The organism is Olleya sp. AS48 (genome assembly GCF_038900355.1).
In the GTDB taxonomy this organism is placed as follows: domain Bacteria; phylum Bacteroidota; class Bacteroidia; order Flavobacteriales; family Flavobacteriaceae; genus Olleya.
On record NZ_JBBMRD010000003.1, the window covers coordinates 215,845 to 230,301 of the forward strand.

General features: G+C 32.9%; 10 protein-coding genes and 1 tRNA gene. 5 read left to right on the forward strand and 6 right to left on the reverse strand.

The annotated features are described in order from the left end of the window. Positions 1–37: 37 nt before the first annotated feature. From WNY60_RS06020 to WNY60_RS06030, 3 genes are read right to left on the reverse strand one after another with little or no spacing between them, the layout of a single operon-like run. Positions 38–1,057 carry a N(4)-(beta-N-acetylglucosaminyl)-L-asparaginase gene (locus WNY60_RS06020; RefSeq protein ID WP_342861830.1) on the reverse strand — a complete coding sequence of 340 codons (1,020 nt, stop codon included), beginning with the start codon at positions 1,055–1,057 and terminating at the stop codon, positions 38–40. A 9-nt stretch (positions 1,058–1,066) separates the two neighbouring features. Then, a complete protein-coding gene (locus WNY60_RS06025) occupies positions 1,067–2,731 on the reverse strand; it encodes an MFS transporter (protein ID WP_342861831.1) in 1,665 nt (554 codons plus the stop codon). Positions 2,732–2,770: 39 nt separating this feature from the next. After that, on the reverse strand, positions 2,771–5,710 hold the full coding sequence (locus WNY60_RS06030) for a GH92 family glycosyl hydrolase (RefSeq protein WP_342861832.1): 2,940 nt from the start codon (positions 5,708–5,710) through the stop codon (positions 2,771–2,773). A 257-nt stretch (positions 5,711–5,967) separates the two neighbouring features. Between WNY60_RS06030 and WNY60_RS06035 the strand changes: the two genes are divergently transcribed. Both WNY60_RS06035 and WNY60_RS06040 read left to right on the forward strand, forming a co-directional pair. Beyond that, positions 5,968–7,197, forward strand: a complete 1,230-nt coding sequence (locus WNY60_RS06035; protein WP_145003692.1) for a metallophosphoesterase — start codon at positions 5,968–5,970, stop codon at positions 7,195–7,197. A 53-nt stretch (positions 7,198–7,250) separates the two neighbouring features. Next, entirely contained in the window at positions 7,251–7,547 is a 297-nt protein-coding gene (locus WNY60_RS06040; protein WP_145003689.1) for a thioredoxin family protein, read from the forward strand. Here the strand turns inward: WNY60_RS06040 and WNY60_RS06045 are convergent. Then, positions 7,544–8,170, reverse strand: coding sequence for a polysaccharide deacetylase family protein (locus WNY60_RS06045; protein ID WP_342861833.1), 627 nt, complete (start codon positions 8,168–8,170; stop codon positions 7,544–7,546). The two genes, WNY60_RS06040 and WNY60_RS06045, sit on opposite strands and share 4 nt — an antisense overlap. Beyond that, on the reverse strand, positions 8,171–11,479 hold the full coding sequence (locus WNY60_RS06050; protein WP_145003683.1) for a DUF2723 domain-containing protein: 3,309 nt from the start codon (positions 11,477–11,479) through the stop codon (positions 8,171–8,173). 151 nt (positions 11,480–11,630) lie between these two features. Here WNY60_RS06050 and WNY60_RS06055 point away from each other — a divergent pair. After that, positions 11,631–11,703, forward strand: a tRNA-Gln gene (locus WNY60_RS06055). 51 nt (positions 11,704–11,754) lie between these two features. Here the strand turns inward: WNY60_RS06055 and WNY60_RS06060 are convergent. Next, positions 11,755–12,582, reverse strand: coding sequence for a universal stress protein (locus WNY60_RS06060; protein ID WP_342861834.1), 828 nt, complete (start codon positions 12,580–12,582; stop codon positions 11,755–11,757). Positions 12,583–12,744: 162 nt separating this feature from the next. Here WNY60_RS06060 and rimP point away from each other — a divergent pair, with 162 nt between their 5' ends. Both rimP and nusA read left to right on the forward strand, forming a co-directional pair. Beyond that, positions 12,745–13,206 carry a ribosome assembly cofactor RimP gene (gene rimP, locus WNY60_RS06065; RefSeq protein WP_342861835.1) on the forward strand — a complete coding sequence of 154 codons (462 nt, stop codon included), beginning with the start codon at positions 12,745–12,747 and terminating at the stop codon, positions 13,204–13,206. A 13-nt stretch (positions 13,207–13,219) separates the two neighbouring features. Continuing rightward, positions 13,220–14,452, forward strand: a complete 1,233-nt coding sequence (gene nusA, locus WNY60_RS06070; RefSeq protein ID WP_145003674.1) for a transcription termination factor NusA — start codon at positions 13,220–13,222, stop codon at positions 14,450–14,452. The last annotated feature ends 5 nt before the right edge of the window (positions 14,453–14,457 follow it).

A 14,457-nucleotide genomic window follows, 5' to 3' on the forward strand; every position in this document is an offset into this window, starting at 1 on the left:
TTTGACAACTTCTGTGCTTAAAATAGTAAATTATTGATTAAGCTTTTAAGAATGCTTTAGATAAGATTCTTTCGTTTTTACCATGCTGATATTTCATGTACGCAAATCCAGGATGAATGCAGTAAGATCCCGTTTGACCAGCTTTGTTAATCGCAATGTAGGCTGCCTGAAAATCCTTGTGGTTTTTGCTTTTATTGACGATACGGTTTATGGCTTCTTCACAAGCTTGTTGTGGATGCATTCCGTTGCGCATCAGCTCTACAATTAAAAAGCTTCCTACGGTTTTTAAAATTTCTTCACCTAAACCAGTAGCAGCTGCACCACCAACTTGATTGTCAACATATAATCCAGAGCCTATGATTGGCGAGTCGCCAACGCGTCCTTTCATTTTATAAGATAATCCAGAGGTTGTACAAGCTCCTGCAATGTCACCATCTTTATCTATGCATAACATGCCAATGGTATCATGATTTTCTATGTTAATAATAGGCTTGTATTCTGAAGTTTTTTTCCAGTCTTCCCATGCTTTTTTTGAGGCTTCTGTAAGTAGGTTTTCTTTTTTAAAGCCTTGTGTGTAGGCAAAATCTTCGGCACCTTTTGCAGCTAAGATAACGTGAGGTGTTTCTGTCATTACTTTTTTAGCAAGAAGCGCAACATTAGTAATATTTTGAACACAAACAACAGCACCACAATCTCCAGAACTGTCCATAACGCAAGCGTCTAGCGTTACTTGACCATCTCTGTCTGGTGCACCACCATTACCAACGGTTGTATTGGTTAGGTTTTCTTCCTCAATAGCGACACCAGCAATTGCAGCATCTAAAGCTTTTACACCTTTTTCCAACGTTTGACCCGCTTTTGCATTGGCATCTACAAAACCCCAAGTACAAATGGATATAGGAAAATTAGTGTTATCTATAATACTAGTAGTGTCTTCTTTTTGTTGAGTTACATCAGATGAATTTTTATCAATTTTAGCACAAGCAAGAGCAGAACTTCCTGCTGCAAGACCAATACTGGTTAATGATGCGTTTTTTAAAAATTTTCTTCTATCCATATTATGTAATTAATACGTTACACCTTGTTTATCTAAAATAGATTTAGTCCTGAAAGTATAAAATAATAAATAGCCAAAGCATAATACAGCCATAATGTATGACGTTTGTATACCAAAAACATCTGCTAATTTACCTTGTAAAGGCGGAATAATAGCTCCACCTAAAATCATCATTATTAAAAATGCAGATCCTTGAGACGTGTATTTACCTAAACCTGCAATACTTAAAGTAAATATACAAGGCCACATAATTGAGCAGAACAAACCACCAGATAAAAAAGCAAATAATGCGACGTTACCAGAAGTTAATAGTCCGATTACCATAGCTAAAACACCCAATAAACTAAATGTTTTTAATGTTGTAACTGGATTGTCTTTAGCATAAAAGAAACCTCCAATTTGTACTGCAACGCATATGGCGAAAAATAAGATTTGATTAGGCGAATATTTTCCAAAATTGACCAATAATATGACTCCAAAAGCAACGTAAGGCACAATTATTAATAGCCATTTTTTTAAGCCTTTACTAGGGTTAAAAACTGTAATGGCTCCAACCCAACGACCAACCATTAATCCTCCCCAATACAGTGAAATATATGGTGCGATTTGAGCATCGTTTAGGATTGGTAAGCCTAATTCGTTTAGGTTTGTTCCGTCTACAGCTTTTTTTAGTAGCTCACCTAAATTACTACCAACTGTAACCTCTACACCAACGTACGTAAAAATAGCAAGCATCCCTAAAACTAATTGAGGATATTTCATTGCTCCCCAACCTTCTGGTTTTTTAGAAGAACTAGAATAAGCAAATACTAAACAGCCAACAACAGCTGCTAGTGCGATAATTAAAAAGACTAAACGTTTATTTTCTAAACCTTCTGAAGCGACTTCGTTACCTGTATAAGTGCTAAAAATGTAACCAAAACAGCCAATGATTATTATGGTTAACACAATTAATAAGTTTTTGGCTTTATTAGCTGGCTCAAAAGCAGTCTCAGATTTTAAAGCTGGTAATTTTTTTGAGAAATAAAATAATGCTGCTGCTAATAAAAATAGGACACCAACTCCTAAATATAGCATTTGTACAGTGTTAAGTGTAATCTCGTTATTTTTAATCATAGCAGCCAACTCATCACCAGATAAAGGTGTAGAACCAAAAATGATAAATGCAACTACAATTGGTCCAATGGTAGTCCCAAAGGAGTTGATTCCGCCTGCAAGATTTAATCTGTGTGAGCCAGTTTTAGGGTCTCCTAATGCAATAGCAAATGGGTTAGCAGTGGTTTGTTGTAATGAAAAACCAAGTCCAACAATAAAAAGTGCTATTAATACAAAATAAAAAATACTAGTTTGTCCTTGTTCTGCTCCAGCTGTTGCAGGATACATAACAAAAGCGCCAATTGCAGAAAGGAGTAATCCATAGATAATTCCGTTTTTATAACCCCAAGCATTTAAGATGTCTTTTTTAATTGTGCTAGATATTATAAACAATAGTAAGGCACCAATGTAATACGCACCATAAAAAGCAAAATCTACTAATTGCGATTGAAACTGATCGATATCAAAATAGGTTTTACAAAAAGGGATAAATACACTGTTTGAAGCAGCTATAAATCCCCAAAAAAAGAAGACAGTAACTAAGGTTGTTAAAGCAGATTTGTTATTTTGGTTTTCCATTGTTTGGTTTTTAATTTGTCCTAAATATAGTTATTAAAGTTATTTGATAGTGATTTCGTCCACAAAAAGCCAACTTCTACCATCATGCTTGTAACCTAAATGCCATTCTGGAAGTTTGCCTAGTTTTTTTGCTATGATTTTTATGTAGCGATATGGTATTGATACTTGTTTAAAAAACACCTTTTTGATTTCTGTGTCCTCAGATGGTTGTGTGCTATTAACAGATTTAGTGGTATCAATTGGGTTAAAATTAATTCCATCTGTCGAGCCAAAACAGCTCACTTGGGTTGGATAAAATATCCATGATCGTTGTTCTTGTAAAAAATTTAATGTTACCAGATTTACTTGCTTCACGCTACCTAAATCAACAGTTGCTATTAAGTCTTTGTCTTGATAACCTTGCCAAGTTCCGGTTCTAAAATCTTGTGTTCCGTAAATACCATCAATTAACGCGTTGTTTCCGCCACCATTATATTGATTTGCATATTCGGTTTCTAGTTTAATTGAAATATTTGGATCTATTTTATAGAATTGGGTTTGGATAGTGGCACTTTTAATTCCGTTTTTTTCTGAGTAAACTTGCAACAGTGTAGCTTTAGAGATAGTAAAGGGTTGTTGGTATGGTTTAAAACTTTGATTGTCTAGACTGTAATAAGTTGCAACTTGTTTGTCTACATTATTCAAAACAACTTCAGTTTCGCCTTTAAAGGCTATATCACCTTTTGCAATAAATGGAGCAGGAGTGATGAGGTGTTCTGTAATTTCGGTTTTTGGTACTTGGTTATCTTTTGTAGCCCAAGTAGAGGGTTGATCTGTCATTTTAAAATGAAGTGTGCCACCATTGATAATATCTGAATGATTGATAAAAGACTGATTTAGCGGACTGCCATTTAATTCTGCGGAAGCGATATAAATATTTTTAGAACTTAAATTGTCGGTCGAAATTGTAAATTGTTTACCGTTTTCTAAATTAATGGTTGCTTTTTCAAAAAGAGGTGTCCCGATAATATAGTCATTACTACCAGGTGTTACAGGGTAAAAACCTAGGCTACTAAAAATGTACCAAGCACTCATTTGACCACAATCTTCGTTACCAGAGATTCCGTCAGGATTATTTTTGTATAATTCTGTTAAAATTTGATAGACTTTTTCTTGAGTCTTGTGTGGTTTATTTACAAAATTATAAAGATAAGCCATGTGGTGACTAGGCTCGTTGCCATGTGCATATTGCCCAACTAAGCCTGTAATATCCACTTGATGTCGTCCAGAGGTTTGGTCTTTTGCAACAAATAGTTTGTCTAAATTAGCGTCTAGTTTGTCTTTTCCGCCTAAAAGTGTCGTAAAACCAGAGACGTCTTGTGGTACGTAAAAACTGTATTGCCAAGCGTTAGCCTCAGTGTAATTAAAATTGACTTCGTAAGGATCAAAAGGTGCAAACCAGGTGTTTCTGTATCGACCTCTCATAAACTGCGTTTCGGGATCAAAACTGTTTTTATAATATTGTGCTCTTTCCGAATACGTTTTATAATCGTCTAACTTGCCTAAACTTTTTGCCATTTGAGCAATAGTCCAATCGTCATAAGCATATTCCAAGGTTTTAGAAACCGATTCGCTTTCTTCTTCCACAGGAATATAACCGAATTGCTTATAGCTTTTTAGGCCTAATTTATCTCTTGTTGCACTATGTTTCATGGCCTCAAAAGCTTTGTCGACATCATAATTTTTTATGCCTTTTAAGTAGGCATCTGCTATAACTGGTACTGCGTGATAACCAATCATGCAACCTGTGTAATTGGCACTTAAGTCCCAAATTGGCATAATACCACCTTCGTTATATTTAGCAATAAAGGTGTTTATAAAATCGGTGGTTTTGTCTTGATCTGTGATGGTGTATAGAGGGTGTGCTGCACGATAGGTGTCCCAAAGTGAGAAAACTGTGTAATAATCAAAATCTTTAGTGGTGTGAATTTTCATGTCCATACCACGATAACGACCATCGACATCTTGATACAAATTAGGTGCTAAAGCAACGTGATACATTGAGGTGTAAAAGTTGGTTTTGTTATCAACATCATTATCTTGAATTACAATTTTTTTTAATTGTTTTTCCCAAATATCTTGAGCTGTATTTTTTACCTCTTCAAAAGTATGTTCTCCTATTTCTTCTTTAAGATTTTTTCTGGCACCTTCAATATCTACAGCACTAATACCTATTTTTAAATAAACAGGTTGGTTGTTTGGGTTATTGAATTTTAACGCTGTTTTTTGAGCACCTTTTTGACCTTGTTGAGGTGGAGATTGGAGTACATCTGAAAAAGTATGTGATGTTTTAATAACAAAATACAGACGCTGATCTTTTGCCCAAGCTTCCGAAAAACGATAGCCTTCAATTTGCGTATCCGAAACCTTTGTAAATTTAGCATCTATAACCTTATCACGATGCAATAAATCTACAATTGCAACTTGATTTTCAGCTGAAGGAAATTGATATTTATGAATTCCACTACGTTTAGAAACCGTTAATTCTACATTAATATTGGTGCTATCTAAATGGACTTTGTAGTAACCAGGTTGAGCGATTTCATTATCATGAGAAAAATAAGCACGATAACCAGGTTTACCATCTGCACCATTGTTAAAATTAACCTTATTGGTTGGCATGATTAAAATATCACCATAATCCGAAACACCAGTTCCGCTTAAATGTGTGTGCGAAAAACCATAGATATAACTATCACTATAGTGGTATCCAGAACAACCATCCCAACCTTCTAGTCGTGTGTCTGGACTAAGTTGCATCATTCCAAAAGGCATAGTTGCTCCTGGATACGTGTGACCATGACCTCCAGTTCCAATAAAAGGATTAACATAGGCTATTAATGGTTTTTCTGTAGTTGTTGGTTTTTTGTTTTCGGTTTTGTCATTACAACTAGAAATGATTAAACATAGGATTAAAAACGCGGTTAATTTTAGTTTCATTAGAAAGAATAGCTTTTATAAGCCTCTAATATAATTAAAAATGAAACTTCAAAAAATTCTATGACCAGTACTTGTACTTAATATATAAACAGATTTAAAGGCTTCATTAATTTTAATTAAAACAGAAAATATAAAATAATAAATCACCTTATAACAATAAAAAGGACATGGCATAAAGAATTAAAAATCAAAACGTTTAACAAATTGCTAAGATAATTGATTGTCATATTAGTTAAATTTGTAGTCTAAACTAAGTTATGACACGTCTAATTATTATTTCACTTTTATATATATTATTAACTGTTTATGGTTTTCAGGCTATTAAGACAGTATTTAAATCAAGTTGGGTACATTATTTGTTTTTTGCAATAGCACTTGTTGTTGCCTTAAATATGGTGTATCAATTTGCATCACCATCTGAAGGTAGAGTGATATCAGGAGGTAGAGGTTATGCTATTGGTTTTTTGTTATCCTTTATGGCTTTTAATTTAGTGCTTGTTCCAATATTAATAGGAGAGGACATTATTAGATCATTTATAAGCCTATATGATAAATATTTTATTACTAAAGAATCCTTTTATCTACCCTCTAGACGTAAATTTATAAGTCAAATTGGATTAGGTTTGGCAGCAATACCATTTGCCTCGTTGCTTTATGGTATGTATCAAGGACGATACAATTATAAAGTTTTAAAATACACATTACATTTTGAAGATTTACCAGACGCGTTTGATGGCTATAAAATGACACATATTAGTGATATCCATTCTGGAAGTTTTGATAATAAAGAAAAAATTAATTACGCTGTCGATTTAGTAAACAAGCAACAAGGAGACGTTATATTGTTTACAGGAGATTTGGTTAATAATAAAGCATCCGAAATGTATGATTGGAAAGACACCTTTTCTAAGCTTACAGCAAAAGATGGTGTGTTTTCTGTATTAGGGAATCATGATTATGGTGATTACGTAGATTGGGCAACAGAGCAAGATAAACATGATAATTTAAATGAATTAAAATCTATCCAGAAAGAGATTGGTTTTGATTTATTATTAAATGAAAGTCGTTACATTGAAAAAGATGGACAAAAAATAGCATTAGTAGGTGTAGAGAATTGGGGAATAGGTGGTTTTAAAAAAGCTGGAGACTTGGATAAAGCGTCAAATAATATTGCCTCAGATGATTTTAAGGTATTGCTATCTCATGATCCTTCACATTGGGCAGAACAGGTAATAGACCATAGTAATCACTATCACTTAACGTTAAGTGGGCATACACATGGCATGCAGTTTGGAATAGAAATTCCCGGTTGGATTAAATGGAGTCCTGTTAAATGGCGTTATAAACATTGGGCAGGAATCTATAAAGAAAAAGGCCAATACATTAACGTTAATAGAGGTTTTGGTTATTTAGCTTATCCTGGACGTGTAGGAATTTGGCCAGAAATAACAGTCATAGAACTTAAAAAAGGGACGCAAATTGCTTAATTACAACTAAATGTTATATTTTAGTGACTAGTTTGAACTAAACTGAAAATCAAATGTCAAAATTTGGAGAATTAATAGATGTCGAAATTCCTGTACTGTTAGACTTTTTTACAGAATGGAATGAGCCATCAAAAGCCATGCACGCAGTTTTACGCGATGTAGCTGCAGCACTAGGTGATAAGGCAAAAGTAATAAAGATAGATGTTGACAAAAATCAAGAACTATCCGAAGCTTTACGTGTCAAAGGATTGCCAACTTTAATTATCTATAAAAATGGAGAAATGAAATGGCGTCAAAGTGGCGAACAAGATGCTAATACTTTGATAAGTATTGTACAGCAATTTGTTTAAAGCGCTTTAAACTGATAGCCTTTTTTACTAAAATACTCTAAAACTTTAGGTAGTGCGTATTGCATGTTTTTTGATGCTTTTATGCTATCATGAAATACGATAATACTTCCCGAAGTACTATTTTTTATAACATTTTGTAAGCATTGTTCTGGTGTAACTTTGACTTCCCAGTCATAAGATATAACGCTCCACATTACTATTTTATAACCTCTTTTAATTAATTGATTGGCTTGTTTACGTTTGATTTTCCCAAAAGGAGGTCTAAACAGATGCTTGTTGTCTGGATCGATTAACAGTTGCGCTTTTTCAGCATTTTCTACATAACTATTAGTATCTGTATGCCACCCTTTAAGATGGTTAAAGGTATGATTGCCTATTGTGTGACCGTCATTTAGAACAGATTTAAAAATATTTGGATACTTTTTTATATTATCTCCAATGCAAAAAAATGTTGCTTTTGCATTGTATTTTTTTAGAAGATCTAAAGTCCATTGTGTGATTTTAGGTGTAGGACCATCATCAAAAGTTAAATAAATAGTCTTAGACAAAGACGCCTTTTTCCAAATGTATTTAGGAAAAAGGCGTTGTATTAATTTTGGTGTTTTTGCTGGAAAAACAGGCATCTATTCGCTTTTTAAAACAGTATCTAATTGCTGTAAAAAATCTTTGTCTGTTGGTGCAGGATTAGTTTCTGGCTCAGGCTCGCTATCATAATATTGTTTAAACAATTCTAGATAGTTAGTAAAAGTCATAGATTCTTCTTTGGCAAATTCTCTGTCATATTCAACTAAAACATCTACTAAAGCTTTGTATCGCTCAATATCTGTAAGTATTTCAGTAAAGTTGTTATCTTGATTATTTCTAGTTAAGGTGCTGTAGTATTTTAAATTTTCTTGATATTTGGTAGCAACTTCTGTAAATAGTTGTCTGGCTTTATCTTGATTGTCAACTTCATAGTAGGCACTAATATAAGGCTCTAATAAGGTGTAATGACCATACTTATTAACAGGCATATTTTTCATAGCTATGTCTGCTATTTCTTCAGCTTTATCTAATTGATTTTCATTAATTAAATTTTCAATTAATCTTGCTAAGTTTCCTCTGTATGTAATTGAGTTTCTTCTAGTTTCTGGATCATGGTAAATTTGATCACTTCCACTATTTCCCCAATCCCAATTAACAACCTTATTATACATAAACTCTGTATCCAAGCGTCCCATATCAAATGGATTTGCTCTAGCTACAGGTGTTTTTATAGGGACTAGTTTATACACCATACCATCAAGTTGTAAGTAATCTTTCATCCAAATGTAGTCATCGTTTCCAAAAGCTCCACCTGTAAAGTATATAGGTCGTTCCCAATTGTTGCTAGCAACAATATCAAGCATTAATAGACGGTTTTTTGTTATGGCATTGTCAGTTATTGTTATGTCAACATAGTCTTCTATTAAGTCGCTATCTTTTGCTTTTACAATACCATTAGCCAAAACAGATTGTTTGTCTACTGGTACTCTGATATTTTCGACAGGAAAATAGTTAGCATTTAAAAATTGCTGAGGATATTGTGTGTAATCTTCTCCTTCTTGTTGTAAAGCATATTTAAGTTTTGTCTTTGGATCATCACTAGTTATAAAATTCATAAATGTAGCAATGTCTAAAGTGTCTTTAGATCGTAAACGTTTCATTAAATATTCTCTTGTTCCATGCTTATATTTATCGTGTGTTAAGCTAGAAGGAATAGGATCACTCTTATAAGCTTTACGCTTCATTTGATCTATATACCAGTCCGTTTGGAATAAACTAGTGTTTACTACACGTACATCTGTACGATAGTTTTCAATCTCTTGGGCATACCATAAGGCAAATGTATCATTGTCACCAATGGAGAATAATATACCATTTTCTCCACAAGAATCTAAGTATTTTTTAGCCATAGCTAAAGCTGTATACTTACCTGATCTATCATGGTCATCCCAGTTTTGAGACGCCATTATAACAGGGACTAACAGTAAGCACGCTAAAGTAATAGTTGGAGCTAATACTTTGTTTGATACGTATTTTTTTAATAAATCAAAAATAGCATAGACACCAAGTCCGATCCATATTGCAAATACATAAAACGATCCTACGACTGAGTAATCACGTTCTCTCGGCTCAAAAGGTCTAACGTTGGTATATACTTGTATTGCTAATCCTGTAAATAAGAAAAATACCAAGGTAACCCAAAATAATTTTTTGTCTTTATTGAATAAGAAAAATAAGCCTATTAATCCTAAAATTAATGGGAAGAAAAAATACGTATTGCGACCTTTATTATCGGCAACATCACTTGGTAGATTGTCTTGAGATTGTCCTAAATGCCACTCATCAATAAATTTAATACCACTAATCCAATTACCATGTTGGTCATAGCGACCTTGTAAGTCATCTTGTCTACCAGTAAAATTCCACATAAAATATCTCCAATACATATAACCTAGTTGGTATTCAAATAGGTAAGAGATATTGCTAGCTAATGATGGTTTTTCAATATTGATAAATTGTCCAAATTGTTTTAAAAAGTTATGATAATCTTCATAATCAATTGCACCTTTAGCAACATCACTTTTAAAGTCAATCATAGATTGTACTAATCGATCTTCCCCTTGGTATTCTGGTTTAAGACTAAATTCCAAAAAGCCAGTAAACAGCATGTAGTTTTCAGCATTTTCTCCACTCCACATTCTTGGTAAAATAGCAGCTTGTTTAGAGTTAAAGTTTTGTTTAGCACGTTTATAATCGTTAACAATAATGTATTTACCTGCTGTTTCGTCTTTTTCGTATTTAGGTTTATCATCTACATACGGTTCGTTTTCATCTAAACCAGTGTATTGGTCAGTAAATAATGGTCCGTAAAATAAATGTGTTTCTGGATACTGTTCTAGATTATAATAAGCCAAAAGTTCTCTGGCACTAGAAGGGTTGTTTTCATTAATAACAACATTTGCATTTGCTCTAATAGGTAACATTAACCATGTTGAAGAGCCTATTAATACAAATAGTAAGCATATGATACCTGTATTTATATGATATAATTTTTTAGCTCGTGTATATTTTAGTCCGTAGTAAAATGCTGCAATAAGCAATATTCCTGCTATTATTGAGCCAGAATTAAAAGGCAATCCTATTTGATTAACAAAAAACAATTCTAACGCACTAAAGTATCTTAATACATTTGGAAACATTAATTTAAATACAAATAACAATACAGCAACCGATACAATATTGGCTATTATAAAATTTTTAATTGTTATTGTTTTATAGTTTTTGAAATAATAGATTAAGCCAATCGCAGGAATGGTTAATAATCCCATAAAGTGAATTCCAAAAGAAAGACCTACAACAAAGGCTATTAGTATTAGCCAGCGATTACCTCTAGGTTTATGCATGTCTTTTTCCCAGCGTAAACCTAAGTAAAACATGACAGTCATTATTAAAGTAGCCATAGCATAAACTTCGGTTTCTACAGCGTTAAACCAAAATGAATCCGTGAAGGCAAAAGCTAAACTTCCTACAAAAGCACTACCCAAAATGGCAAATTGTTGTCCTTTTTCAAGTTTTTCTGGTTGTCCAATTATTTTTTCTAACAATAAAATAATTGTCCAGAACATAAATAAAATAGCAAAAGCACTAGAAACAGCGCTCATCATATTCATTAAATAACCAATTTGTGAAGGGTCTAAAGCAAACACTGAAAACACCGCTCCAAACATTTGAAATAGTGGTGCTCCTGGTGGATGTCCAACCTGTAATTTTGAAGAGGTTAAGATATATTCTCCAGCATCCCAATAACTTACGGTAGGTTCCACAGTAAGCGTGTAAGTGATAAGAGCAATTAAAAAAGCGAACCAACTCAGTATTAAGTTCCATTTTTTAAAGTTAAAAGTCATCATAAATTATAGGTTTATTATGTGTTGCGAATTTAGTAATTATTATCAAACAGACACGGTTTTTAAGTTAACGTTAAGTTTTAATTTAAATTTTTTTTAAAAAATGTTTGCGTGAATAAATAATTGTATTAAATTTGCATCCTCATTACGAGATTGGCCTATGGTGTAACTGGTAACACGTTGGTTTTTGGTACCAAAGAGTCTAGGTTCGAAACCTAGTGGGCCAACAAAAAAAAGCTTCCTTTTTTAGGAAGCTTTTTTATTTAATACCTTTTTGTTTATATCTTAAAAGTAATGACTGGTCGTTTTGCATGATTGACTAAATCTTCGCTGATGCTACCGTTTAAAAAGTGAGCAATACCTTGTCGTCCATGTGTGCTAATTCCTATTAAATCGGCATCTATTATTCTAGAAAAATTTAATATACCTTTTTCAATTGTTTCGTCGTTATATATGTTTATCGTGTAATTATCAAAAGTTGAATTGGCTATAAAATCTCTCATTCTAACTTTGGAGGCTGCTGTTGTGGTAAAGTTACTTGGTGTATTAACATTAAGTAAGTGGATTTTAGCCTCAAAAAGGTTAGCTAGTTTTACCGCTTGTACATAAGTTTCTTTGTTGTCATTTTTAAAATCTGAAGCAAACACAAATTCTTTTATATCAAAATTGTCATGTTCGTTTTTAATAACCAGAACAGGTGTGTTGGAGGTTCTAACAACTTTTTCTGTGGTAGATCCAATAAAAAGTTCTTTAAGTCCTTCTGCACCATGAGATCCCATGACAATTAAATCGACATCATGATTTTTACAGGTTTCAAGAATACCCTTAGAAATTTCATTAAAATCTACTGCTTCATGAACCGTTATGCCTTTTATATAGTCTTTATCAAGTATTTTTTCAAATTCTTTATGTGCTAATTTCATAAAAAAAACAGCCTCAGGCAGATCAGCAGGAGTACCACCATTAGTGCTTAATTGGTTTAAAGGAAGCTCTAGCATATGTAATAATATTAATTCGCAATTATGTTTTTTTGCTAATTGAGCAGCAACTTTAACTGCATTTTCTGCTTCATTGGAGAAGTCAGTTGGGACTAATAGTTTTTTCATAATGTTGATTTAGATGGTTAATAAAGAACATATTATAAAGTTAGTAATAAAAAATGACTTTTAAAAAGTTATGAAAATCAATAAAATTATGTATCTTTGCAGCGTTGCAAGAGAAAAACTGAAATTGAGGGGACTAAAAGTCCCCTCTTTTTATACTTAAAAATGTTTATAAATACAGTCAAAAGTTTACTAGAGGAAGCCTTAACAGAGCGCAAAGATTTATTTTTAATAGATTTTAGTGTTAATGGAGAGAATGCTATTAATATTATTATTGATGGAGATCAAGGTGTTAAAGTTGAAGATTGCATGTTTGTTAGTCGCGCTATCGAGCATAATATTGATAGAGAAGAACATGACTTTGCATTGGAGGTTATGTCGTCTGGTGCAGCTGCTCCTTTAGCATTACCAAGACAATATCCAAAACATGTTGGAAGAACTTTAGGTGTTAAGACAAGTACTGGAAATATTGAAGGTGTTTTAACCGAAGCCAATGAGGATGAAATTACTTTAGAATGGAAGGCTAGAGAGCCAAAACCAGTAGGTAAGGGTAAGGTTACAGTAAACAAAAAAGAAAATATTGCTTACAAAGATATTGTAGAAGCAAAAGTTATAATAAAATTTTAATTCAAATAGAGTTATGGAAAATATAGCGTTAATTGAATCTTTTTCAGAATTCAAAGACGATAAATTAATAGATCGTGTCACCTTAATGGCTATTTTGGAAGATGTATTTAGAAATGCATTGAAGAAAAAATTTGGAGATGACGATAATTTTGATATTATTATAAACCCAGATAAAGGAGATTTAGAGATTTGGAGAAATCGTGTTGTTGTTGCAGATGGTGAAGTTGAAGAACCTAATCAAGAAATCTCGTTAACAGCAGCAAGAAAAATCGAGCCAGATTTTGAAGTTGGAGAGGATGTGTCTGAAGAGGTTAAATTAATAGATTTAGGTCGTCGTGCAATTTTAGCATTGCGTCAAAATTTAATTTCTAAAATTCATGAACACGATAATACTAACGTATTTAAGCAGTTCCAAGAATTAGTTGGAGATTTATATACAGCAGAAGTACATCATATTCGTCACAGAGCTGTAATTTTGTTAGATGATGAAGGAAACGAAATCATATTACCAAAAGATAAGCAAATCCCTTCTGACTTTTTTAGAAAAGGAGATAATGTAAAAGGTGTTATTGATAGTGTTGAGCTTAAAGGTAATAAGCCAACAATTATAATGTCTAGAACATCACCAAAGTTCTTAGAAAAACTTTTTGAATCAGAAATACCAGAAGTATTTGATGGTTTAATTACAATTAAAAATGTAGTTCGTATTCCTGGAGAAAAAGCTAAAGTAGCGGTTGACTCTTACGACGATAGAATTGATCCTGTTGGAGCATGTGTCGGAATGAAAGGATCACGTATACATGGTATTGTTCGTGAATTAGGTAATGAAAATATTGATGTAATCAATTACACTAACAATTTACAATTGTATATTACCAGAGCTTTAAGTCCTGCAAGAGTAACTTCAATCAAGATTGATGAAGAAAACAAACGTGCAGAAGCAATCTTAAAGCCAGAAGAAGTAAGTAAAGCAATTGGTAGAGGTGGACATAACATTAGATTAGCTGGTCAATTAACAGGTTACGAAATTGACGTGTTAAGAGAAGGAGCTGAGGAAGATGTAGAGTTAAGAGAATTCTCTGATGAAATAGAGGATTGGATTATCAAAGAATTTAGTAAAGCAGGTCTAGATACAGCAAAAAGTATTTTAGAGCAAGATGTGGCAGATCTAGTCAAAAGAACTGACTTAGAAGAAGAAACAATTTTAGATGTTATTAGAATTCTTAAGGAAGAGTTCGAAGATTAACATAT